Below are 22,489 nucleotides of genomic sequence, written 5' to 3'. Positions count from 1 at the left end.
CTTGGTCGGGGGAGTTACTTGCGTTCGGTCAGCGCCACGCGCACGGCCAGTGCGGCCAGCACGCTGCCCATCACGTAGCGCTGCGCGCGCAGCCAGCCCGCGCTTTGCGACAGCACGGCGGTGATGCTCGCGGCACCGACGATCATCACCGTGTTGACCGCCGCGCTGGTGGTCATCTGCGCGATGCCCAGCTGCAGGCTCTGCAGCAGCACCGAGCCGCGCTCGGGGTGGATGAACTGCGGAAAGAACGAGAGGTAGAACATCGCCACCTTCGGGTTCAGCAGGTTCGTGAGAAAGCCCATGCGGAACAGCTTGGCCGGCGGATCGGCCGGCAGCACGCGGGCCTCGAAGGGCGCATTGCCGCCGGGCTTGACGGCCTGCCATGCGAGCCACAGCAGGTAGGCCGCGCCGGCAAGGCGGATGGCGTCGAACGCGATCGGCACGGCCAGCAGCAACGCGGTGAGGCCGAGCGCCGCCGCGAGCAGGTGCACCAGGAAGGCCATCAGCACGCCACCCAGCGAGATCAAGCCGGCGCGGCGGCCCTGGATCAGCGTGCGCGAAACGCAATAGATCATGTTGGGCCCCGGCGTGAGCGCGAGCAGCAGCGAGGCGAGGGCGAACCAGGCGATTTCTGTGAGGCTCAACATGGTCAGAGTCCTTGGGATTCGAGGGTGACAGGGCCGAGTGGCGTGTCGAGCACGGCCACGAGGTTGGGCGGGCCGGCGGTGACCGCCATGTCGGTCATGCCGATGGTCGACAGCGCCGCCGAGAGGTCGGCCGCGCGCGGATGCGCGGCACGCAGCGCGCGCATCGCAAGGCCCACGTCCGGCAGCGTGTCGGTCGGGTGCACCGGGCCCCACTGGATCAGCGTGGGCAGCGCGCCGTAGAAGAGCCGCTGGCCGTCGTCGCGCACGCTGATCTGCCATTCGAGCCGGCCGGCCGGCGTGTCGCGCGAGGCTTCGAGCAAGGGGCCGCGGTCGATGTGCGCGTGCTCGTCGTGCGCGAGCGCGTGCAACGCGGCATGCGCATCGGGCACGCGCGCGACGAAGTGGATCAGGCGCGGGCCGCGTTGTGCCAGGCCCGCTTGCAGCGCGCCATCGTCGAGATCGAACCAGCGGCGCGTGCCCGGGCGCGAGGGCCGCTTGCCGGGCTCGATCGCGATGAGCTCCATGTAGGTGGCCGGAAAGGCGTCGCTCGCGATGTTCAGCAGCCGGTTGTGCGTGCCCATCAGCGGATGCGAGCCGCCCGGCCCCGGCACGACGCCGAGCGTGGCTTCGCACCACGCCACGCCTTCGGCGAGCGAGGCGGCGGCGATCACGAGGTGGTCGATGCGGGCGTGCATGGCGCGGTGCGGGCTATAGCGTGACGGTGCCGTCGATGCAGGTCACGGCGTCGCCGCCGACCCAGATCTTTCCTTCGGCGTCGCGCTCGATGTACACGCGGCCGGCGCGGCCCAGGCACTGGCCTTGCGCGGCCAGGTAGCGCTCGGGCATGTGGCCGTCGGCGATCAGCCATTCGGCCAGGCTGGCGTTGAGGCTGCCGGTGACCGGGTCTTCCTGCACGCCGACCGGCTCGGCGAAGGCGCGCACTTCGAGGTCGATCTTCGCGCCGTCGTTGTACTCGGCGGCACGGCGGTTGCCGAAGGCGCGCGCCTCGCGGTTCGAGCGGCCGATCAGCGGCGAGGTGTCGAGCGCCGTGGGCACGCCGGCCACGCCAGCCTTCACACCCAGTTCGCGGAGCGTGCGGTGGTCGGGCTGCAACTGCAGCACCGCGTCTGCGTCATTGACCAGCAGGCCGAACCAGACCGGGCCGTTGTCGAGCACCTGCGCCGCGATGATCTGCTGCGCCTTCAGGCCCAGCGCGCCGGCCACCTTGGCCAGCAGCGCGGGGCTCGGTGCGCTGCGCTTGAGCGGCGGCGCGGCAAAGGCCAGCCGTTCGCCTTCGCGCCGCAGCGGCACGAGGCCCGCGCCGCATTCCTGCACCACCAGGCCGGCCGCCTTGGGCTTGCCGCCGGCGCGCAGCCAGGCATGGCAGCTGCCGATGGTCGGATGGCCGGCAAAGGGCAGCTCGCCGCCGGGCGTGAAGATGCGCACGCGGTAGTCGGCGGTCGGTGCCGTGGGCGGCAGCAGGAAGGTGGTTTCGGACAGGTTGGTCCACTGCGCAAAGCGCTGCATCGCGGCATCGTCGAGGTCGGTGCCGTCGACCACCACGGCAAGCGGGTTGCCTCGGTAGGCCGTGGCGGTGAAGACGTCGACTTGCTGGAAGGGGCGGGATTTCATCGAATTCAAACGGGTCAGGTCAATGGGCAATGTCAGTCAGGGGGACACCGTGGAACCGGCTTTGCCGGGCCACTGGTGTCGCCCCCTGCAAGGGGGTTGGCGAAGCGACACGAAGTGCGCGAAGACTGGGGGTCATTCCAGTCCCAGGTCGAGCACACCGCGTGCGCCCGGGCGGGAAAGCAGATCGGCGTACCAGCGCTCGACATTCGGCCAGCTCGGCCGGTGGTACTCGGCGGCCGGCAGGCCGAACCAGCGGTGGGCTTCGCAGCCGACGGGAATGTCGGCCATGGTGAAGCGCTCGCCGGCCATGTAGGGGCGCTGCGCGAGGTGGGCATCGAGCATCGCGAACAGCGCTTCGCTCTGACGCACCGAGGCATCGATGAGCGCGGGCTGGCGCTCCGACGGCGGCGTGCGCACCCATTGCACGAAAGCATCGCGGCTGGCGCGGTTCAGCGTGGTCTGCTGCCAATCCATCCAGCGCTCGGCGTCGAAGCGCGCGGGCAGCTCGGCCGGATAGAACTCGCCATGCGAGTGCCGGGCGCAGAGGTAGCGCACGATCACGTTCGACTCCCAGAGCGTCACGTGCCCGGCGCCTTCGCCGTCGTCGATGGTGGGCACCATCGCATTCGGATTGAGCGCGAGGTATTCAGGCGTCTGCACCACGCCGAACTTGCCGCCGGCCTCGGTGCGCTGGAAATCGAGCCCGAGTTCCTGCGCGCACCACACCACCTTGCGGACGTTGATCGAGCTGATGCGGCCCCAGATGTTGAGCATGGATGAGGTTCTTTCCTTGCTTGTTTCTTTGTTTGTTCGTTCGGTTCAACGGGGGCTCAGGCGGCCATGACGCGCGCCGTGCCCGACACGCGGATCGAGCTGCCCGGCGTGGGCGGAATGTCGGCGTGCAGGCGCGACAGCATGCCCATGTCTTCGCCCTGCACCACGTCGATGGCGCCGCCGTGGGGCCACGCGATGTCGCGCAGGTAGCCGGCGAGCGCGGCCGTCGCGGCGCCGGTGGCCGGGTCTTCATAGACGCCGCCGGAGGCGAAGGGGTTGCGCGTGTGAAAGCGCTGCGGGCTTTCGGCATGGACCAGCACGATGGTCGTCAACTCCGCGCGCTGCATCAGCGCGCGGCCGGCCTCCAGCGCGTAGTGCATGGCGGACAGCGCCTTGCGGCTCCGGAGCGCCAGCACCAGGTGGTTCGCGCCGGCATGGGCCACGGCCGGTGGAATGCGGGGATCGAGATCGCCTGGCGCATAGCCGAACAGGGCGAGTGCGTCGGAGACCAGTTCGGGCGCCGCGGGCGCGCTGTGCGTGGGCGGTGACTGCAGCGCGGCCGCGATCACATCGCCATCGCGCCGGCCTTCCACGGTGATCTGCGCCTGGTTGAGCGTCAGTGCGAACACGCCGTCGCCGCGTTGCAGTGCGAGTGCGGCGCCCAGCGCAATGGTGGCGTGGCCGCAGAACGGCACTTCGGATTGCGGCGAGAAGTAGCGCACGCGCCAGCCGTTGCCGATGGGTGCGGCGAAGGCGGTTTCAGAGAAGCCGACCTCTGCCGCGATGCGTTGCATCCGGGCTTCAGGCGGCAATGCATCGCCAATGACGACGCCGGCAGGGTTGCCGCCCGTCTCGCCATCCGAGAAGGCTGCGATCTTCAGAACGTTCATGGGGTGTTCGCCTTCAGCGGGGCGTGGGTCGGTCGAGGAAAAGCAGGCGCACGGCCAGTCCGAGCATCACGACGGCGAGCAGGTTGCTTTGCAGCCTGGCGGCGCCGGGGCGGCGTTCCAGCCAGCGGCCGACCTGGCCACTGCAGGCGCCAAGCAGCGTGTTGAAGGCCAATGCGGCCATCGACAGCACCACGCCGAGCTGCACCAGTTGCAGCGGCACGCTGCCGCGCGCCGGATCGACGAACTGCGGCAGGAAGACCATGAAGAACAGCAGCGCCTTCGGATTGACGAGATTGTTCAGCAGCGCCATGCGCACGATGCGGCCAAAGCCGGCGGCCTCTGCCTGCGCACCCGTGCGAAGGACATTGCCGCTGCGCAGCGCCTGCACCGCGAGCCAGACCAGGTACAGCGCGCCCGCATAGCGCAGCACGTCGAACGAGGGCGGCCATGCGGCGATCAGCGCGGTCACGCCGGTGGCGGCGAACAGCGTGTGCACCAGGTCGGCGGCCGTGATGCCGACGGCCGCCGCGAAGCCGCCGCGCGGGCCGTGGGCCACGCCATGCGACATCACGAAAGCCATGTTCGGGCCCGGCGAGAGGAACAGCGCCAGCACCGCGAGCAGGAAGAGCGAGAGGGTTGCGAGTCCGATCATGAGGATGATCCTGGTCCGGGTCTGTTGTCGGGCCGCCCTGGCCGTGACGGTCGTCATGGCCAGGGGCGGTGGAGGGGGCCTAAGCCTGCGCGGCCGCGAGTTGCTTGCCGCCCAGCAGCGCCAGTTCTTCGCGCAGCGTCTGCGCCAGCGCGGCGATGGCCACGTCGATCTCTTCGACGCTGGCCGTCACGAAGGACAGGCGCAGCGTGCGCGGATCGCCCTGGCCCGCGTAGAACGGCGCGCCGGGCACGAAGGCCACGTTGCGCTCGACGGCCTTGGGTAGCAGCGTCACGGTGTCGATGCCCTCGGGCAGGCGTGCCCACAGGAACATGCCGCCCTTGGGCGCGTTGAACTTCACGTCCAGGCCCGCCATCTCGCGCTTGAGCGCGGCGATCATCGCGTCGCGCTGGCGCCTGTAGAGCGCGCGGATGGTGGGCACGTGGCGGTCGAGGAACTTGTCCTTCATGACGGCCGACACCATGCGCTGCGTGAAGATCGGCGTGTGCAGGTCGACGGCCTGCTTGGCCTGCAGCAGCTTGGGGTAGATCGACTTCGGCGCCACCAGGAAGCCCAGGCGCAGGCCGGGTGCCAGCACCTTCGAGAACGAACCCAGGTAGATCACGCCTTCGGGGTTGCGCGCGGCCAGCGGCAGCGGCGGGGCTTCGTCGAACCAGAGCTCGCCATACGGGTTGTCTTCGACGATCGGCAGGTTGGCGGCTGCGGCAGCGGCCGACACGGCGGCGCGGCGCTCCTCGGTCATGGTGCGACCGGTCGGGTTCTGGAAGTTGGGCAGCAGGTAGACGAAGCGCGCGTCCTTGGCCTTGGCCACGAGGTCGTCGACGATCACGCCTTCGTCGTCGCTTGCCACGCCCACGGGGTTGGGTTCCATCGGGCCGAAGGCCTGCAGCGCGCCAAGGTAGGTGGGCGTTTCGACCAGCACCTTGCTGCCCGGATCGATCAGCACCTTGGCCACGAGGTCCAGGCCCTGCTGCGAGCCGGTGGTGATCAGCACCTGCGAGGCGTCGACGTCCCACGGCAGCATGTCGGCCACGGCCTGGCGCAGCGGCGCGTAGCCTTCGCTGGCGGCGTACTGCAGGGCGGCCTGGCCGTCGTTGTGCAGCACGTCGGCGCAGGCATCGGCAAAGGCCTGGATCGGGAAGGTCTTGGGCGAGGGCAGGCCGCCGGCCAGGCTGATGATGCCGGGGCGCTCGGTGACCTTGAGGATTTCACGCAGCACCGAGGGGTTCATCTTGGCGGCGCGGGCGGCGAGTTTCCAGTTCATGGTTTTCTTCTTTCAGTCGGTGAGGTGAGATTCAAAAAAGAGTCGGATCGGGGCTGGCCGGGGTTTTTCAGTCCGGCGGGAGGTCGCCACGGTACACAACATGGATTTTGTTGCCGTCCGGGTCGCGAAGGTAGGCGCCGTAATAGCCCTGGCCGTAGCGTGGGCGTGGGCCAGGCGCGCCTTCGTCGCGTCCGCCGTGGCGCAGGGCCGCCTCGTGGGCGGCATCGACGGCATGCGGCGCCGGCGCGCTGAACGCGACCATGCTGCCGTTGCCGACGCTGGCGGGTTCGCCGTCCAGCGGGATGTACACATAGAAACGCGGCAGCGCCTGCGCCGGCGCGACCCAGCAGGCCGCCTCGGGGCCGCCGTCGGGCGTGACGGCGCGGCGCTTCAGGCCGAGCGGCGCGAGCAGCGCGTCGTAGAAGGCGGCGGCGCGGGGAAGGTCGGTGCAGCCGACGGTGATGTGGCTGAACATCAGCTTCTTCCCTGGCCGACGACGCCGGCGCGCGGCGCGGCGGTGGATGCTGCGGATGCGCCGGGTGCAGGCGCGGCCTGCGGCTGCGACAGCTTCTTGCCGATGAGCACCGTGCCCACCACGGCGATCGCAAAGCCCAGCGTCACCACGTCGAGCGGCTCGCCCAGCAGCGGAATGGACACGAGGATCGAAAGGAAGGGCTGCAGCAGCTGCGTCTGGCTCACGCGCAGCGCGCCGCCGAGCGCCAGGCCGCGGTACCAGGCGAAGAAGCCGATCCACATCGAGAACATGCCGACGTAGACGAAGCCCAGCCAGGACGACGTGGCGATGGGCTGCGTTGGCCACATCGCCAGCGTGGCCGGCAGCGTGACGGGCAGCGCCATCACGCAGACCCAGCAGATCACGCGCTCGGCGCCCAGCGACGGCGTGACCTGCGCGCCGTAGATGTAGCCGAAGGACGCGGCGATGACCGCGCCCACCAGCAGCAGGTCGGCCCATTCGAAGCCGAAGCCGTGTCCGCTCTGGCTGGCGCGCAGCACCGAGAACACCACCACCAGCAGGCTGCCCGCGATGGCGCAGAGCCAGAAACCCAGCCGCGCGCGCTGGTGCAGCACCCAGGCCGCCACGGCGGCCGTGACCAGCGGCAGCAGCGCCGTCACCACCGCCGCATGGCTGGCCGTGACCACGCGCAGCGCGTAGCCCAGCAGCAGCGGAAAGCCGATGACGTTGCCCAGCACCGCGATGCCGAGTGGCCTCCACTGGTGCGATGCAGGCCGCGGCGAGCGCGTGATCAACAGGAAGATGGCCGACAGCAGGCCCGCCAGCGCCGCGCGCCCGAGCGTGACGAACCACGGCGACAGCTGCGGCGCGGCCTGCGTGCCGGTGGCCAGCCGCGTCATCGGCAGGGTGATGGCGAACATGGCCACCCCGAGAACGCCGAGCCACATGCCCAGCGTTTCGTCCTTGATGTCGAGCTTCATACGCTCACCATCCACCAGGCGGTGAGCACCAGCACCAGGCCCATTGCGCGGTTGAACCACAGCAGCCGCGCGCCCTTGGCCAGCCATTCGCGCAGCAGCGCGCCGACCAGCGCATAGGTGAAGTTGCTGACGAAGGCATAGAACAGCATGACGGGCGCCACGATGGCGAAGCGGCCGAGCGCGTCGGACTGGCCCGCGATCCAGCCGGCCACCAGCGTGAGCGCCAGCAGCCAGGCCTTGATGTTGACGAACTGCAGCATCACGCCCTGGCCGAAGCCGACGCTGAGCTTGGCGCCGTCGGCGCGCCCCAGCGTGGCGCTGCCGCTGAGCTTGTAGGCCAGCCACAGCAGGTAGCCGATGCCCACGGCCTTGATGGCCAGGCGCAGCGACGGCACCGCCACCACCAGCGCGCCAAGGCCGGCGGCGCACAGCACCAGCAGCAAGGTCCAGCCGATCGGCACCGCGACCACGAAGCGCATGGCGCGCGGCAGGCCGCCATTGGCCGCGAGGGCGGTGGACAGCGTGGTGTTGGGCCCGGGCGAAAAACTCATCGCCGTGGCCAGCACCAGCAGCGCGGTGAATTCTTGCCAGTTCATGACACACACTCTAAACTTGCGACCATTACAGTTCCGGTACAGATGGTCGAACAATCACGGCATCTGTATTGGTCATTCTTTCGACACAGCGCCTTTTCTCCCCCGAGCCGCATGCTGACACGCACCTCCACACAGTCGCTGACCGGGCAACTGGCCGACCGGCTGGCCGAGCGCATCCGCACCCGCCTGCTGCCGCCCGGGGCCCGCCTGCCCTCGGTGCGCGAGTGCGCGCGGCAGCAGGGCGTGAGCCCCTACACGGTGGTCGCGGCATATGACCAGTTGTTGGCGCAGGGGCTGGTCGAGGCCCGCCGGCAGCGCGGCTTTTACGTGCGGGACTCCGCGCCGGCACAGGACGGCCGCCCTTCCGGCCACGGCGCGGATGCCAACGGCGTGAGCGCTATGCCGGCGGCGCTGGCGGTGCAGATGATGGCCTCGCGTGTACCGGCCGACGCCAGCTCGCTGATCCGCAGCATGTTCCACCGCCCGAGCGACAAGCCGCAGCCGGGCATGGGCGTTTTTCCGCCGGACTGGATGGCATCGACCTTCATGCCGACGGCCGTGCGGCGCATGACCAGTACAGCGGCGCTGCAGGAGCTGTCGCTCCAGTACGGGGAGCCGTCCGGCGACATCAGCCTGCGCCGCAGCCTGTCGCAAAAGCTGGTAGGCATCAACGTGCCGGCCACGCCCGACCAGATCGTCACCACCATCGGCGCCACGCACGCGCTGGACATCGTGAGCCGCACGTTGCTGCGCGCGGGCGATCCGGTGATGGTCGAAGAGCCGGGATGGGCGCTCGAATTCGCGCGGCTCGAGGCGTTGGGCATGCGCATCCTGCCGGTGCCGCGCCGCGCCGACGGGCCCGACCTGGAAGTGATGGCGCAGTACTGCAAGCTGCATAGCCCCAAGCTGTTCGTGAGCGTGAGCGTGCTGCACAACCCGACCGGCTACAGCCTGACGCCCGGCAGCGCGCACCGCGTGCTGAAGCTGGCCAACGAGCACGACTTCCATATCGTCGAGGACGACACCTACAGCCACCTCGCGCCCGAGCACGCCACGCGGCTGAGTGCGCTCGACGGGTTGCAGCGCACGATCTACGTGAGCGGCTTCGCGAAGATCCTGGCGCCCAACTGGCGCATCGGCTTCCTGGCCGCGCCGCCCGCGCTGAAGGAGCGGCTGCTCGAGACCAAGCTGCTGGCCACGCTGACCTCGCCCACGCTGTTCGAGCGGGCCTTGTCGTGGTGCATCGACCAGGGGCAGCTGCGCCGGCATTCGGAGCGCGTGCGCATCCGGCTCGACGGGGCGCGGGGGCGGGCGGTGAAGCTGGCGATGTCACATGGCTGCACCTTCGCATCGGAGCCGGCGGGGCTGTTCGGCTGGGTCGACACCGGCGTCGACACGGACGCGCTGACCCAGCGCATGCTCGACCAGGGCTACCTGCTGGCACCGGGCTCGCTGTTCCATGCGCGGCGGCCGCCGAGCACCATGATGCGGATCAACTTCGCGACTTCGCAGGACGCCACGTTCTGGAAGGTTTTCAGCAAGGTTCGCAGCGAGCTCTGACTCGCCCCAGGCTTCGCGCACTTCGTGTTGCTTCTCCAGCCCCCTGCCGGGGGCAACACCGACGGCCCGGCAGAGCCGGTTCCGTGGTGTTTCGCCAAGGGATGGGGCCGTTGCCAAAAGGCGGCGCGTGGAGGTCAATGGCCAGGGGCTTGGAGTAAGCTGGCAACACAAGAAAACCCAGCCAGGAGACCTCCCGCATGAGCAAAGCCAATCAACCCTTCGACTTCAGCCAGTTCGTTCCCGGATTCGACTTCCTGAAGAACCTCGCCGGCGGCGCGGCGGCAGGTGCCGGGACCGGCTCGGTGCCCGGTATTCCGAGCCTTGCAAGCTGGGTCGCGCCCACGCTGAGCGTGGAAGAGGTCGACAAGCGCATCCAGGAACTGAAGACCGTCCAGTACTGGCTCGAACAGAACGGCCATGCGCTCAAGGCCACGATCCAGGCGCTCGAAGTGCAGAAGATGACGCTGTCGACCCTGCGCGGCATGAACGTGCGGATGGAAGACATCGCTAGTGCGTTCACCAAGCAGGCGGCCGCGATGGCACCTGCGGCTGCTGCGGCCGCGACGGCTGCGGCAGCACCAGAGCCTGAACCGGCCGAGGTCGAGGCTGAGGACCACGCCGAACCCGAGGAAGCGCCAGCGCCGAAAAAGCCGCGCAGCAGGCCAGCGGCCAAGGCGGCTGCCGCTGCCGATGGCGCCGGTGTGGTCGATCCGATGCAGTGGTGGGGCTCGCTTACCGAACAGTTCCAGCAGATCGCCAGCTCGGCGCTGCAGGACGCGGCCCAGCTCAAGGTGCCGGCCATGGCCCAGCCGCTGGCTGACGCGGTCGGCAAGGTGATGGGCAAGCCGGCAGCGGCGGCCCGCAGGCCAGCCGCGGCTGCGAAGAAAGCGGCGGCGCCGGTCGCCGCCAAAAAGAAGACGTCGACGGCCGCGCGCAAGCGAACCTCCAGCCGGCGCTGACGTCATACACCTATATTTTTTGAAGAGAACGGGTCGGCACGCATCATGAAGTTGTTTCCCTCCGGTCATGCCACCCATCCGCAATGGCGCATGGCGGCCGGCCTCGTGCTGGCCCAGTTGCGCGCGCAGATGGCGCTGCCCGACTACGCGCCGTCGCCGACGCTCGGGCTGCTCTACATCACCGATCACTATGCGAGCGATGCGCAGGAAATCCTCGACCACCTGAGCGCCGAGCTGCCCGAGGTGACCGACTGGTCGGGCACGGTCGGCATCGGGGTGTCGGCCAACAACGCCGAGTATTTCGACGAACCCGGCATGAGCCTGATGCTCTGCGCCTTGCCGAGCGACCAGTACCGGGTGTTCTCGGGCGTGGCGCCGCTGGGCAATTCCGAAATGAGCGGTTTCGAGGCGCACACCGCGCTCGTGCACGCCGACCCGGCCACGCCCGACCTGTCGGAGCTGATCGCCGAGATGGCGGGCCGCACCGACACCGGCTACCTGTTCGGCGGGCTCTCGTCGGGCCGCGGCAGCGCGCTGCAGTTCGCGGTCGGCGGCAACGGCAACATCCGCGGCCATGGCGCGGCGGGTGGTGTGTTCTCGGGCGGCCTGTCGGGGGTGGTGTTCGGCGAGGGCGTGCGGCTGGTGTCGCGTGTCACGCAGGGCTGCCAGCCGCTGCGCTCGGGCGCCGTGCGCGAACGCGAAATCACCGAGGCTGACGGCAATCTGCTGCTCAAGCTCGATGGCGAGCCCGCGCTCGACGTGCTGCTGGCCGACCTGCAGGTGTCGCTCGACCGGCCACAGGAGGCCATCGACGCGGTGCGCAGCACGCTGGTCGGCCTGGCCGACGCGGGCAGCGACGGCATTCGCCGCACCGGCGACCTGGGGGCCGACGTGCTGGTGCGCCACATCATCGGCCTGGACCCCACGCGGCGCGGCATCGCGATTGCCGACAACGCCGAAGCCGGCATGCGGCTGACTTTCTGCCGCCGGAATGCGCAGGCCGCGCGCGCCGACCTGATGCGCATCTGCGCGGAAATCCGCGAGGAGCTGGAGCCGGAAGAGCAGACGCTGGCGACCGCGCGCGCGGTCGCAGCGGGCGAGGCCGAAGCGGCGCCGCATCCGGCGCGACGCATCGCGGGGGCGGTGTACGTGAGCTGCTCCGGGCGCGGCGGGCCGCACTTCGGCGCACCCGGCGCCGAGTTGCAGATCGTGCGCCACGCACTCGGCGACGTGCCGCTGGTCGGCTTCTTCGCGGCGGGCGAGATCGCCCGGCACCATCTGTATGGGTATACGGGTGTGCTGACGGTGTTTACGGCGCCCGACTGACCTGGCGCCTTCGACGGGCAAAAAAACGACGGGCGGGTTTCGGACGGCGGCAAGCGTCGCTAAAATCCGCCCGCTTTCTTGAATCTCTGCTGCTGCAAGAAAGAGCCAACCGCGTGTTCTGAAAAAGCGCGCGGTCGATCTCTTTCGCCTCGCCACGCGATGTGGTCCGGGGCAGGAAACCGACACGGTTTCCGCAATGGAACAGCAGCCATGAGCAACCCTCATTTCTCCAGGCTCCAGCGTGCCTTTTCGCGCGCGGGCATTGCCGTCGATTACCGCGACGGCGTCTATCACCTGCACAACGAGGCTTCGCAGGCCACGGTGCTCCTGCCGCCCAGCCTTCCGCTGGAAGAAAAGGCGGTCAACCAGTTGCTGGCCTTTGCCAGCGTGCGCTCGCCCGACGGCGCGCAGGGCGTGTGCAAGGCCTGCGCGACGCCGGACTTTCATCCGGGCTCGGTCGCGCCGGTCGGCAGCGTCGTGGCGACCGACGCCGACTTCGTCATTCCCGCTGCGGTGGGCACCGACATCAACTGCGGCATGCGGCTGCTGACCACCGGCCTCACGCTGGACCAGGTGGCGCCGCACAAGACGCGGCTGATCGAGCGGCTCACGCGCAGCCTGCTCGACAACGGGCGCGATGTGCCGGTGCACACGACGGCGTTCAAGGCGTTGTTCGACGTGGGGCCATCGGCGTTCCTGGAGGCTGTGCGAAGCGATGGCCTGTGGTCTTCGTGCGACCGCGAGCGGATGCAGGCCGAGATCGACGCTTGCATTGGCCTGGCGAGCTTCGGCGGCAGCGCCCAGCATGCGCCCGAGGCCTACACCGGTGCGCGGCATGAAGTGTTCCGCGACCCGTGCCTGGGCACGCCGGGCAGCGGCAATCATTTCGTCGAGCTCCAGGTGGTTGACCAGGTGATGGACCGGCACGCGGCCTACCGTGCGGGTTTGAAGGCGGGCGAGGTGGTCGTGATGATCCACAGCGGCTCGCGCGACATCGGCTTTCATGTCGGCGGCCGATGGATGGATCGCGCCCGCAACGAATGGCCCAAGGGCCTGCGCCATCCGAAGAGCGGCCTGTACGGCCTGACGGGACCGTTGGCGCAGGAGTACCTGGAGGCGATGGGCGTGGCGGCACGCTATGCGTGGGCCAACCGTGTTGTGCTGGCCGAGCTGGTGCGCAAGGACTTTGCGGAACTGCTCGGTGCCACCGCGTCGAGGCTCGTGGTCGACATGCCGCACAACGTGGTGCTGCGCGAGCACGGCATGAACATCCACCGCAAGGGCGCGACGCCGGCGCACGAGGGGGACCTCGCGCTGATTCCTGGTTCGATGGGCGATCACTCGTATCTCGCGACCGGGCTGGGCCATGACGACTGGCTGTGGTCGTGCAGCCATGGCGCCGGGCGGCGCATGCGGCGGCAGGAGGTGCGCGCGATGCGGCCAACGCCCGGCGACGAGAGCGCCGATTGGCAATGCGTCACCTTGCGCGAGGAGCGCCGGATCGAAGAGGCGCCGCAGGCCTACAAGCCCATCGGCGCCGTGATCGATGCACAGGAGCGCGCGGGGCTGATCCGCTGCGCCGTGCGGCTCAAGCCCTGGGTCACGTTCAAGGCGTGACCTGGGGCTCGATGGCGGATCAGCCCATCGCGGGCTGCGAAATGCGCGGCTGGGGTGCGGGCATGCCGGTGAACGCGAAATCGACCTCGGGCACCAGCCCGCTCACGATCCGCGCGATCGACTTGCCCGAGCCGCAGGCGTGCGTCCAGCCGAGCGTGCCGTGGCCGGTGTTCAGGTACAGGTTCGGCAGTTTGGTCTTGCCGATCAACGGCACGTTGCTCGGCGTGGCGGGGCGCAGGCCGGTCCAGAACTGGGCCTGCGTGGTGTCGCCGGCGCCGGGGAACAGCTCTTCGACGCGCCGCACGATGGCTTCGCAGCGCACGCGGTTCAGGTCGCGGTCGTAGCCGTTGAGCTCGGCCGTGCCGGCGATGCGCAGGCGGTCGCCCGACTCTGAGGTGTAGCGCGAGAACACGAGCTTGAATTCGTCGTCGGTCAGCGAGACCTGGTGGGCCTTGGAGGCGTCCTTCACGGGCAGCGTCACCGAGTAGCCCTTGGCCGGGTAGATCGGCAGGCGGATGCCCAGCGGCGCGGCATACAGCGGGCTCAGCGAACCCATCGCGAGCACGAAGGCGTCGCCGCGGATGCGCTGGAAGCGGCCTTCGGCGTCGGTGGCTTCGACGTGGTCGATGCTGCCGCCGGCTTCGCGCAGGGCGGTGACCGTGTGGCTCATGAGGAACTTGACGCCGGCCGCGGCGGCCAGGCCCACGAGTTCGCGCGCAAAGCGGTTGGCGTCACCCGATTCGTCTTCGGCCGTATAGGTGGCGCCGGCCAGCTTCGGGCGGATGTGGGCGAGGGCGGGCTCGATCTTCACGGCTTCGTCGGCGGAGATCACGAGGCGTTCGCAGCCCAGGGCGCGCATCTGCTCGGCGGGCTTGAGGGCACCGTCGAATTCTTTCTGCGTCGTATAGAAATGCAGGATGCCCTGGGTGCGCTGGTCGTAGTTCAGGCCGGTATCGCGGCGTAACTGCTGCAACGTGTCGCGGCTGTAGGTGCCCAGGCGAACGATCTGCTCGATGTTGTGTTTTGTGCGCGCCGGCGTGCATTCGCGCAGGAACTGCAGGCCCCAGAGCCACTGGCGCATGTCGGCGCGGATGCGGAACAGCAGCGGCGCGTCTTCCTTGCCCAGCCATTGCAGCACCTTGAGCGGTGCGCTCGGGTTGGCCCAGGGTTCGGCATGGCTGACAGAGATCTGCCCGCCGTTGGCGAAGCTGGTTTCGGCGGCGGGCGTGGCCTGCCGGTCGATGACGGTCACTTCGTGGCCGAGTTGCTGGAGGTAGTAAGCCGAAGTCACGCCGAGCAGGCCGGCGCCAAGAACGATCACGCGCATTTCAAGTACCTTTGAGGTTGCAGCGCTTGAATGGCGGGCGTGGTTTGCTATTTTTTCAATAGCAAGCAACCGGGCGGCCGCCGTCCAAGTTGCCGCTCCCCCTGTCCTCGGTACCTGAGAGATTCACCCTGCTGCACCCGCAGCGGGTTTGCTCCTTCGGTGCACCACCGCCATGTTTCGTGGGGTGGTGGCTCTCCAGACGGCTGTATCAGTTGGTGCAGTACAGATCCCTTGTTCGGACCGACCTGAGCGTTTATGGGAGTTTGCGCCTTCGGTAGGGCCACCTGGGTGGCCCGCTCTCCTGCATTGGGCGCGATTGTAGGCGGGGCTTGCGTGGACGCCAAACCTGCGACTTGGCCCCCTCTGGCCAATGGGATAATCGCCCGTTGATCTGCCGAAGGGCAATCGTTCCACAACAACAGGGGACTCCATGATCCTGGTTACCGGCGGCGCCGGCTTCATTGGCGCCAATTTCGTACTCGACTGGATCGCGAACAGCGACGAGCCGGTCGTGAACCTCGACAAACTGACCTACGCGGGCAACCTGGAAACGTTGGCGTCGCTCAAGGGCAACCCGAAGCACATCTTCGTGCAGGGCGACATCGGCGACAGCGCGCTGCTCGACCGCCTGCTGGCAGAGCACAAGCCGCGCGCCGTGGTGAACTTCGCCGCCGAGTCCCACGTCGACCGCTCGATCCACGGCCCGGAAGACTTCGTGCAGACCAACGTCCTCGGCACCTTCCGCCTGCTCGAATCCGTGCGTGGTTTCTGGAGCGCGCTGCCGGCCGACCAGAAGGCTGCCTTCCGCTTCCTGCACGTCTCGACCGACGAGGTCTACGGCTCGCTCTCCAAGACCGACCCGGCCTTCACCGAAGAGAACAAGTACGAGCCCAACAGCCCGTATTCGGCCAGCAAGGCTGCCAGCGACCACCTCGTGCGCGCCTGGCACCACACCTATGGCCTGCCGGTGCTGACCACCAACTGCTCGAACAACTACGGCCCGTTCCACTTCCCCGAGAAGCTGATCCCGCTGATGATCGTCAACGCGCTGGCCGGCAAGGCGCTGCCCGTGTACGGCGACGGCATGCAGGTGCGCGACTGGCTCTACGTGAAGGACCACTGCAGCGCCATCCGCCGCGTGCTCGAAGCAGGCAAGCTCGGCGAGACCTACAACGTGGGCGGCTGGAACGAGAAGCCCAACATCGAGATCGTCAACACCGTTTGCGCGCTGCTCGACGAACTGCGTCCCAAGGCCGACGGCAAGCCATACAAGGAGCAGATCACCTACGTGACCGATCGCCCGGGGCACGATCGCCGCTATGCCATCGATGCGCGCAAGCTCGAGGCCGAGTTGGGCTGGAAGCCAGCCGAAACCTTCGACAGCGGCATTCGCAAGACCGTCGAGTGGTACCTCGCGAACGGTGAGTGGGTGCGCAACGTGCAAAGCGGCGCGTACCGCGAGTGGGTCGAGAAGCAGTACGACACGAAGGCTGCGGCATGAAGTTGCTGCTGCTGGGCAAGGGTGGTCAGGTCGGTTGGGAGCTGCAGCGCAGCCTGGCGCCCCTGGGTGAGCTGGTTGCTCTTGATTTCGACAGCACGGATTTCAACGCCGACTTCAGCCGTCCCGAGCAACTGGCCGAAACGGTGCTCAAGGTGCGTCCTGACGTGGTTGTCAATGCAGCGGCGCATACCGCCGTCGACAAGGCCGAAAGCGAGCCCGAGTTCGCGCGCAAGCTGAACGCCACGTCGCCGGGCGTCGTGGCCGAGGCCGCGCAGCAGATCGGCGCGCTGATGGTTCACTACTCCACCGACTACGTCTTCGATGGCAGTGGCAGCAAGCCCTGGAAGGAAGACGACGCAACCGGGCCGCTCAGCGTGTACGGCCAGACCAAGCTTGAAGGCGAGCAACTGGTGGCCAAGCACTGTGCGAAGCACCTGATCTTTCGCACCAGCTGGGTGTATGCGGCGCGCGGTGGCAACTTTGCCAAGACCATGTTGCGGCTGGCGAAGGAGCGCGACAAGCTGACCGTCATCGATGATCAGTTCGGCGCGCCCACGGGCGCGGAACTGCTGGCCGACGTGACGGCACATGCCATTCGGGCGACGCTGCAGGACCCGTCCAAGTCCGGGCTCTATCACGCGGTGGCCGGTGGTATCACCACATGGCACGGCTATGCGCGCTTCGTGATCGAGCAGGCGAAGGCGGCAGGCGTGGAACTCAAGGCAAGCCCCGAAGCGGTCGAGCCCGTGCCCACCACCGCATTCCCGACGCCGGCCAAGCGGCCGCACAACTCGCGCCTCGACACCTCCAAGCTGCAATCGACCTTCGGCCTCGTGCTGCCCGACTGGCAGTCCGGCGTCGCTCGCATGTTGCGCGAAACCTTCTGAGATCCTCAGAGCAAGCCAAGAGACACGAACATCCATGACCAAGACGACGCAACGCAAAGGCATCATCCTCGCCGGTGGCTCGGGCACCCGTCTACATCCTGCGACGCTGGCGCTCAGCAAGCAGTTGCTGCCGGTGTACGACAAGCCGATGATCTACTACCCGCTCAGCACGCTGATGCTCGGCGGCATGCGCGACATCCTGATCATCAGCACGCCGCAGGACACGCCGCGCTTCCAGCAACTGCTGGGCGACGGCAGCCAGTGGGGCATCAACCTGCAGTACGCGGTGCAGCCGAGTCCGGATGGGTTGGCGCAGGCATTCATCATCGGCGACAAGTTTGTGGGCAATGACCCGAGTGCGCTGGTACTGGGCGACAACATCTTCTATGGCCACGACTTTGCCCACCTGCTGGCCGATGCGGACGCCAAGACCTCGGGTGCAACGGTGTTCGCCTACCACGTGCATGATCCCGAGCGCTACGGCGTGGTGGCCTTCGATGCCAAGGGGAGGGCGAGCAGCATCGAGGAAAAGCCGCTCAAGCCAAAGAGCAGCTATGCGGTCACGGGCCTCTACTTCTACGACAACCAGGTCGTCGACATCGCCAAGGCTGTGAAGCCGAGCGCGCGCGGCGAGCTCGAGATCACCGCGGTCAATCAGGCGTACCTCGACCGCGATCAGCTCAACGTGCAGATCATGCAGCGCGGCTATGCGTGGCTGGACACCGGCACGCACGACAGCCTGCTGGAAGCGGGGCAGTTCATCGCCACGCTGGAGCATCGGCAGGGCCTGAAGATCGCATGCCCCGAAGAAATCGCGTGGCGCAACGGCTTCATCTCGACCGAGCAGCTCGAAAAGCTTGCCGCACCGCTCGAGAAGAGTGGCTACGGCAAATACTTGAAGCACCTGCTGAGCGACGAGGTGCGTTCATGAAGGCCACGCCCACCGCGATCCCCGAAGTGCTCGTGATCGAACCCAAGGTGTTCGGCGACGCGCGCGGCTTTTTCTTCGAGAGCTTCAATCAGAAAGCATTCGACGAAGCGATCGGCAAGCATGTCGATTTCGTCCAGGACAACCATTCGCGCTCTGCCAAGGGCGTGCTGCGTGGGCTGCACTACCAGATCCAGCAACCGCAGGGAAAGCTCGTGCGGGTGGTGCGCGGTGCGGTGTTCGACGTGGCCGTCGACATCCGCAAGTCGTCGCCGACTTTTGGCCAGTGGGTGGGTGTCGAGCTGAGCGAAGACAACCACAAGCAGCTCTGGGTGCCTGCCGGGTTTGCGCACGGCTTCCTGGTGCTGAGCGAGACTGCGGAGTTTCTCTACAAGACCACCGACTACTACGCGCCCGCCCACGAGCGCGCCATTGTCTGGAACGACCCGCAGCTGGCCATCGAATGGCCCGCGACCGGCGTCGAGCCGCAGTTGTCGGGCAAGGACGCCGCGGCCTCGCTGCTGGCGAATGCCTCGCTGTTCGACTGATCGATCTGGTCAGAGTGGCGCTTGCGGGCGCTGCTCCCCTTGCTGCCGTGCGTCGTCCATCAGCGGCGGCAGCTGCGGGTGCAATGCCTGCGTGGGCTGGCTCGACACGTCGTAGTTGAGCCACGACAGCAGCAGCTGAAACCCCAAGATGATCGGCAAGGCCGATGCCATCACCGTCCCGGCCGAGGCCATGCCGCCGCTGATGCGGTTCGAGAGCAGATGCTCTGCACCATAGAGGATGCCGAACGCCAGCAGCGGTATCGCACACAACAGCTCCAGCGAGGCGAGCGAGAAGTCCGAGACGAAATAGCGGTAGAGCACGCGCTTGAAGAAGTTGCGCGTGTTGCCCTTGAGGAAGGGGGCGATCACCTTCATTGGGCTCAGGCTTGATGGTTCGCCGTCGTAGGCCGCCTTCATCGGCATCTCGGAAACCACTGCCCGCAGCAGGTTCAGCCGGAACAGCATGTCGGACTCGAAGAAGTAGCGCTTCGCGATCTTTTCCGTGTCCAGTTCGGCAAGCACACGGGTGTGGATCGCGGTGTATCCGTTGGTCGGATCGAACAGCTGCCAGTAGCCGCTGGACGCCTTGGTGATGAACGAGAGCGCGACGTTCCCGATGAGGCGAAGCGGCGGCATCGCAGCGACGCCGCCCGCGATGTGGAAGCGGTTGCCTTTCACGTAGTCCGCCTGTCCCGAAAGGATCGGGCTGCAAAGCTGTGGAATGCGTTCCGGTGCCATCTGCCCGTCGCCGTCGATCTTGACGACGACCGAGGCACCCGTCTTCATCGCCGCGACGTAGCCGGTGATCACGGCGCCGCCCACGCCCTGGTTCTCCCTGTGGAAAAGCACGCTGACCCGTGGGTCGGTGCTGTGCTTCGACACTGTCTGGCCGGTCTGGACTGGGCAGCAGTCGTCGACGACGAAGATCCAGCCAACCTCCGGGCCGACGCGCCGTATGACGTCGAGCGCCAGTTCGCCCGACCGGTAGCACGGGATGACGACTGCGATGGCGCGCGAGGTGGGGGTGTCGGGTGTTGGCGTCATCGGTAGACCCAGGTCTTTGAAATGAGGAACGAGACGAACGCCAGCACCAGCTCGACCAGCAGCTTGGCCGCGAGCAGGCGATGGTCCGAGACATGGTGGCTTGCCAAAGTGACCAGTCCCGAGCTCACCAGGGTCAGCACGCACCACAGGATCAGCAGGCGCACGAAGCTCTTCTTCGAGGTCGATGCGGTGTTGTCGGGCTGCCTGAAGGTGATGGCACCGTTCAATGCAAACCCGAGCGTCAGCGCGAGAAACCTGGAGAGCGAGTTCGCGATCCACGGTGTGAGCGACAGCTTGAGCAGCAGGTAGAAGATCAACGTGTCGGCAACGAGCTGCGTCACGCCGACCACGCCGAAGAGGAAGAGTTGCCGCATGGGTTTCAGAACAGCCTGAGTCGGGCGCTCAGGTCTCGGGTTTTGTAGAGCGTGTCACCGGCGGCCGCAGACTGCGGCTTGCACAGGCAATAGAGCGTGTGGGTCGGGCCCACCAGTGTGGTCACGGCCTCCGTCTGCAGCATGGCGCGCAGGGCAGGGCGATCGGCCGGGTCGTTCTTCGCCAGCACGAAGCCGACACCGTTGAGCGACAGAAGCTGCTTCCAGCGCTCGCCCGTGAGGTCAATGTCCGCCTGGGCGCCGGCTGTCGAAAAGTAGGTGTCGTACCAGCTTTCAGCAAAGGCGCGGCCTGCGAACGGTGCCGTGAATGGGCGCTCCTTGTCAGCAAGGAAGACGGCCTTGGCTTCAGTGGGGTCCTTGAGCAGATGTGCGGCGGCGATGGTCTCGAAGGCGTAGTTCCGAAGAATCTGTTCGTTTGCATCGCCCTTTGATTTTTTGACCAACGAACTCAGCTGGGTGTGAAGCAGCTTGTTTCTGAGCAGGTAGATCGACGTCGGGATGAGTACCAGGTTGGCGGCGACCAGGGCGACGATGGCACTCATCGCGATCTTCGGGGCCACATACTTGTCGACGGCGAACAGTGCGAGCGGAATCGCAACAATCAGGAGCGGTGCGATGTAGCGCAGGTATTGGATCGCGGCGAACATGCCCACCAGCGCAAGCAGCAGCCAGAGGGTCGTTCGGCGCAGCGCCGCAATGGCCAGCGTCGCGAGCAGCGGGACGCTCAGCGCGAGAACCGAAAGCCCCGCACCGCCAGCACTGGTCTCCTGGTATCTCTCGGTCGCGAATGTGAGGTCCCACACGCTGCGCCAGTTCACGCCTTGCGACCAACGTCCATCATGAAAATTCGTGACCGGGAAAAACGGTGACTTGAAGTAGGCGTTGAACAGGGGCAGTAGGGGGTTGCCCGTGGCAAGCCAGGCATAGACATAACTCGAGCTGCCCAAGGCGAGGGCGATGGCCGCTGCGATCAGCAGCTTGCGCAGGTTGGCCCTGAACAGTGCGGGCGCGCAGACAAGGATGAAGGGCGCAATCACCAACGCCTGCGATGCCTTCAGGGCGGCGAACAATCCCGCGAGCATCACGACCAGATAGATCGCGTTCGGGTCTTTGTCTCTGCAGATTTGCACACTGAGGATAGCCAGCGCGAGCGTAAGAGGAACCAGCTCGTTCTCGACCTGCGCAGTCCCGAAGAGGCCGCTGATGTAGGGCTGGCTGGCATAAAGGGCAATGGCCAGCCACTTCCATTTGTCGCCAAGTCCGATGAGGGTGCTGAAGCGCCACAGCGCACAGCAGGCGAGCCAGAACCATCCGATGTTGACGGCCCCACGCGATTCCGTGTTGGCCAGGACACCCACCACCGCGTGCACGATGTCGGAGGCCCAGGGTGCGATCGCCCAGACCTGTGTTGCCACGTCGAACCGGTAGAAGCCCAGGTGGATCAGCTGCGTCGGCAGCATCGAGTGGTAGGCCAGGTCATCGAAGAAGATGCTCGGCAGCCATGAGGTGGACAGTGATGCGATGGCTACGACGAGAGCCAGGCTTGCGGCAGTCCTGGAGCTCGATAGGGCCTGGGCACATCCGCGCCATGTCACTGCAAGCACGTCGCGCGCCGCACGGCGCTCCAGCCAGAGCAGCCCGACCAGCAAGACCGTGTAGACAAAACGAGTGTGGACCTTGTAAGGCAACGTCCAGCCGATGACACCGGTTAGAACGAAGATGCCGATGAATGTGGTGAGCAGCAGGTCGTCCACCCCGAAGCGCTTGGCGACTCTTCTCCCCACGACGGCACACGCCAGCAAAAGGGCCGGCATCGCAATGAAGGCGGACACCTCGATGAACTGCGCTGACACGATGATGAAGAGTGCGAGCAGAAGCCCGGAGGGGTGCACACGCCACCATGCGCCTGCGAGGGCGACACTCCCGAGCACCACCGAGAACAGTACATAGGGCTTGGCGTCTTTCAGCGTCTGGACGACGGGGATGCCGGATGTGGCAACTCCAGCGATCACGCAGAGCATGACCCCGATGCAGACGAGGGTCGGCCAGAAGGAACGCTGGGTTTGAGTAACGCCGAAGTTCATTTGAACGTCAGCATCCGATGTCCGAAGTAGCTCGTGACTGCGGGGACCAGCACGCCCACCAGGTGCGCGATGGCCTCGGCATGGTTCTGGATGCCGAAGGCGGGAAACACCCAGTGCACCAGCACCAGGCTGATGGCGAGCGTCTGCAGCACCGCGAAGACATTCACGACGACAAACTTGGCGACCTGCGTGCGCAGGTCGCCGGCCTTGGCATCGAAGACGTGGTGCCGCATGAGTGCGAACGCGACGATCATGCCCACCAGGTAGGCCAGCACGATCGCGGTGCTGTAGCTCAGCCAGATGCTGAACACGAAGCGCGATCCGTAGTTGGCCGCCGCCGCGATGCCACCGGCGACAAGGAAGCGCAGGAACTGGGGAATCACCACGG

At 67.1% G+C, this 22,489-nt stretch carries 23 protein-coding genes and 2 riboswitches; of the genes, 8 read left to right on the top strand and 15 right to left on the bottom strand.

Going from position 1 to position 22,489, the window contains the following annotated elements:
* Nucleotides 1-14: 14 nt before the first annotated feature.
* The 10 genes from ACGLHS_RS19195 to ACGLHS_RS19150 form a co-directional block, all read right to left on the bottom strand.
* Nucleotides 15-647: a LysE family translocator gene (locus tag ACGLHS_RS19195; protein ID WP_093244000.1), complete on the bottom strand. Its 633-nt coding sequence runs from the start codon at nucleotides 645-647 to the stop codon at nucleotides 15-17.
* Nucleotides 648-649: 2 nt separating this feature from the next.
* Nucleotides 650-1,342 carry a VOC family protein gene (locus ACGLHS_RS19190; protein WP_394482249.1) on the bottom strand — a complete coding sequence of 231 codons (693 nt, stop codon included), beginning with the start codon at nucleotides 1,340-1,342 and terminating at the stop codon, nucleotides 650-652.
* A gap of 13 nt (nucleotides 1,343-1,355) precedes the next feature.
* On the bottom strand, nucleotides 1,356-2,279 hold the full coding sequence (locus tag ACGLHS_RS19185) for a PhzF family phenazine biosynthesis protein (RefSeq protein ID WP_176801194.1): 924 nt from the start codon (nucleotides 2,277-2,279) through the stop codon (nucleotides 1,356-1,358).
* A 132-nt stretch (nucleotides 2,280-2,411) separates the two neighbouring features.
* Nucleotides 2,412-3,053: a glutathione S-transferase family protein gene (locus ACGLHS_RS19180; protein WP_394482247.1), complete on the bottom strand. Its 642-nt coding sequence runs from the start codon at nucleotides 3,051-3,053 to the stop codon at nucleotides 2,412-2,414.
* 56 nt (nucleotides 3,054-3,109) lie between these two features.
* A complete protein-coding gene (locus ACGLHS_RS19175; protein ID WP_394482244.1) occupies nucleotides 3,110-3,943 on the bottom strand; it encodes a PhzF family phenazine biosynthesis protein in 834 nt (277 codons plus the stop codon).
* A gap of 13 nt (nucleotides 3,944-3,956) precedes the next feature.
* The gene (locus ACGLHS_RS19170) at nucleotides 3,957-4,595 is read right to left on the bottom strand and encodes a LysE family translocator (RefSeq protein ID WP_394482242.1); all 639 of its coding nucleotides are present in this window, start codon (nucleotides 4,593-4,595) and stop codon (nucleotides 3,957-3,959) included.
* Nucleotides 4,596-4,674: 79 nt separating this feature from the next.
* On the bottom strand, nucleotides 4,675-5,877 hold the full coding sequence (locus ACGLHS_RS19165; protein WP_394482240.1) for a PLP-dependent aminotransferase family protein: 1,203 nt from the start codon (nucleotides 5,875-5,877) through the stop codon (nucleotides 4,675-4,677).
* A 67-nt stretch (nucleotides 5,878-5,944) separates the two neighbouring features.
* Entirely contained in the window at nucleotides 5,945-6,352 is a 408-nt protein-coding gene (locus ACGLHS_RS19160) for a VOC family protein (protein ID WP_394482238.1), read from the bottom strand.
* Nucleotides 6,352-7,332, bottom strand: a complete 981-nt coding sequence (locus tag ACGLHS_RS19155) for a DMT family transporter (protein ID WP_394482236.1) — start codon at nucleotides 7,330-7,332, stop codon at nucleotides 6,352-6,354. Before ACGLHS_RS19155 ends, ACGLHS_RS19160 begins: the two co-directional genes overlap by 1 nt.
* Nucleotides 7,329-7,928, bottom strand: coding sequence for a LysE family translocator (locus ACGLHS_RS19150; RefSeq protein WP_394482234.1), 600 nt, complete (start codon nucleotides 7,926-7,928; stop codon nucleotides 7,329-7,331). The genes ACGLHS_RS19155 and ACGLHS_RS19150 overlap by 4 nt, the downstream gene beginning before the upstream one ends.
* Nucleotides 7,929-8,039: 111 nt before the next feature.
* Between ACGLHS_RS19150 and ACGLHS_RS19145 the strand changes: the two genes are divergently transcribed.
* From ACGLHS_RS19145 to ACGLHS_RS19130, 4 genes are all read left to right on the top strand, one after another.
* Complete coding sequence (locus ACGLHS_RS19145) at nucleotides 8,040-9,488, top strand: PLP-dependent aminotransferase family protein (RefSeq protein ID WP_093244029.1); 1,449 nt, start codon at nucleotides 8,040-8,042, stop codon at nucleotides 9,486-9,488.
* Between the two features lie 197 nt (nucleotides 9,489-9,685).
* Nucleotides 9,686-10,447: a PhaM family polyhydroxyalkanoate granule multifunctional regulatory protein gene (locus ACGLHS_RS19140; RefSeq protein WP_394482232.1), complete on the top strand. Its 762-nt coding sequence runs from the start codon at nucleotides 9,686-9,688 to the stop codon at nucleotides 10,445-10,447.
* Between the two features lie 45 nt (nucleotides 10,448-10,492).
* Nucleotides 10,493-11,773 carry an FIST C-terminal domain-containing protein gene (locus tag ACGLHS_RS19135; RefSeq protein WP_394482230.1) on the top strand — a complete coding sequence of 427 codons (1,281 nt, stop codon included), beginning with the start codon at nucleotides 10,493-10,495 and terminating at the stop codon, nucleotides 11,771-11,773.
* Between the two features lie 210 nt (nucleotides 11,774-11,983).
* Nucleotides 11,984-13,390, top strand: a complete 1,407-nt coding sequence (locus tag ACGLHS_RS19130; protein ID WP_394482227.1) for an RtcB family protein — start codon at nucleotides 11,984-11,986, stop codon at nucleotides 13,388-13,390.
* Nucleotides 13,391-13,409: 19 nt separating this feature from the next.
* Here the strand turns inward: ACGLHS_RS19130 and ACGLHS_RS19125 are convergent, their stop codons facing one another.
* Entirely contained in the window at nucleotides 13,410-14,717 is a 1,308-nt protein-coding gene (locus ACGLHS_RS19125) for a D-amino acid dehydrogenase (protein WP_394482225.1), read from the bottom strand.
* 91 nt (nucleotides 14,718-14,808) lie between these two features.
* Nucleotides 14,809-14,926, bottom strand: a riboswitch (glycine riboswitch).
* A gap of 4 nt (nucleotides 14,927-14,930) precedes the next feature.
* Nucleotides 14,931-15,031, bottom strand: a riboswitch (glycine riboswitch).
* Nucleotides 15,032-15,147: 116 nt separating this feature from the next.
* Between ACGLHS_RS19125 and rfbB the strand changes: the two genes are divergently transcribed.
* From rfbB to rfbC, 4 genes are read left to right on the top strand one after another with little or no spacing between them, the layout of a single operon-like run.
* On the top strand, nucleotides 15,148-16,218 hold the full coding sequence (rfbB, locus tag ACGLHS_RS19120) for a dTDP-glucose 4,6-dehydratase (protein ID WP_394482223.1): 1,071 nt from the start codon (nucleotides 15,148-15,150) through the stop codon (nucleotides 16,216-16,218).
* Nucleotides 16,215-17,105: a dTDP-4-dehydrorhamnose reductase gene (gene rfbD / locus ACGLHS_RS19115; RefSeq protein ID WP_394482221.1), complete on the top strand. Its 891-nt coding sequence runs from the start codon at nucleotides 16,215-16,217 to the stop codon at nucleotides 17,103-17,105. Before rfbB ends, rfbD begins: the two co-directional genes overlap by 4 nt.
* A gap of 34 nt (nucleotides 17,106-17,139) precedes the next feature.
* Entirely contained in the window at nucleotides 17,140-18,036 is an 897-nt protein-coding gene (gene rfbA, locus ACGLHS_RS19110) for a glucose-1-phosphate thymidylyltransferase RfbA (RefSeq protein WP_394482219.1), read from the top strand.
* Nucleotides 18,033-18,581, top strand: a complete 549-nt coding sequence (gene rfbC / locus ACGLHS_RS19105; protein ID WP_394482216.1) for a dTDP-4-dehydrorhamnose 3,5-epimerase — start codon at nucleotides 18,033-18,035, stop codon at nucleotides 18,579-18,581. Before rfbA ends, rfbC begins: the two co-directional genes overlap by 4 nt.
* A gap of 9 nt (nucleotides 18,582-18,590) precedes the next feature.
* Here rfbC and ACGLHS_RS19100 read toward each other — a convergent pair whose 3' ends face one another.
* The 4 genes from ACGLHS_RS19100 to ACGLHS_RS19085 are packed head-to-tail and all read right to left on the bottom strand — an operon-like array spanning nucleotide 18,591 to nucleotide 22,487.
* Complete coding sequence (locus tag ACGLHS_RS19100) at nucleotides 18,591-19,625, bottom strand: glycosyltransferase family 2 protein (protein ID WP_394482214.1); 1,035 nt, start codon at nucleotides 19,623-19,625, stop codon at nucleotides 18,591-18,593.
* Complete coding sequence (locus ACGLHS_RS19095) at nucleotides 19,622-19,999, bottom strand: GtrA family protein (RefSeq protein WP_394482212.1); 378 nt, start codon at nucleotides 19,997-19,999, stop codon at nucleotides 19,622-19,624. Before ACGLHS_RS19095 ends, ACGLHS_RS19100 begins: the two co-directional genes overlap by 4 nt.
* A gap of 5 nt (nucleotides 20,000-20,004) precedes the next feature.
* Entirely contained in the window at nucleotides 20,005-22,101 is a 2,097-nt protein-coding gene (locus tag ACGLHS_RS19090) for a hypothetical protein (RefSeq protein ID WP_394482210.1), read from the bottom strand.
* Nucleotides 22,098-22,487 (bottom strand): GtrA family protein, encoded by a 390-nt coding sequence (locus ACGLHS_RS19085; RefSeq protein WP_394482208.1) that lies wholly within the window; start codon nucleotides 22,485-22,487, stop codon nucleotides 22,098-22,100. The genes ACGLHS_RS19090 and ACGLHS_RS19085 overlap by 4 nt, the downstream gene beginning before the upstream one ends.
* Between the last annotated feature and the right edge of the window lie 2 nt (nucleotides 22,488-22,489).

This window comes from Variovorax sp. VaC1, from assembly GCF_043658315.1.
In the GTDB taxonomy this organism is placed as follows: Bacteria; Pseudomonadota; Gammaproteobacteria; order Burkholderiales; family Burkholderiaceae_C; genus Variovorax.
This window is presented reverse-complemented; position numbering and strand designations above follow the sequence as displayed.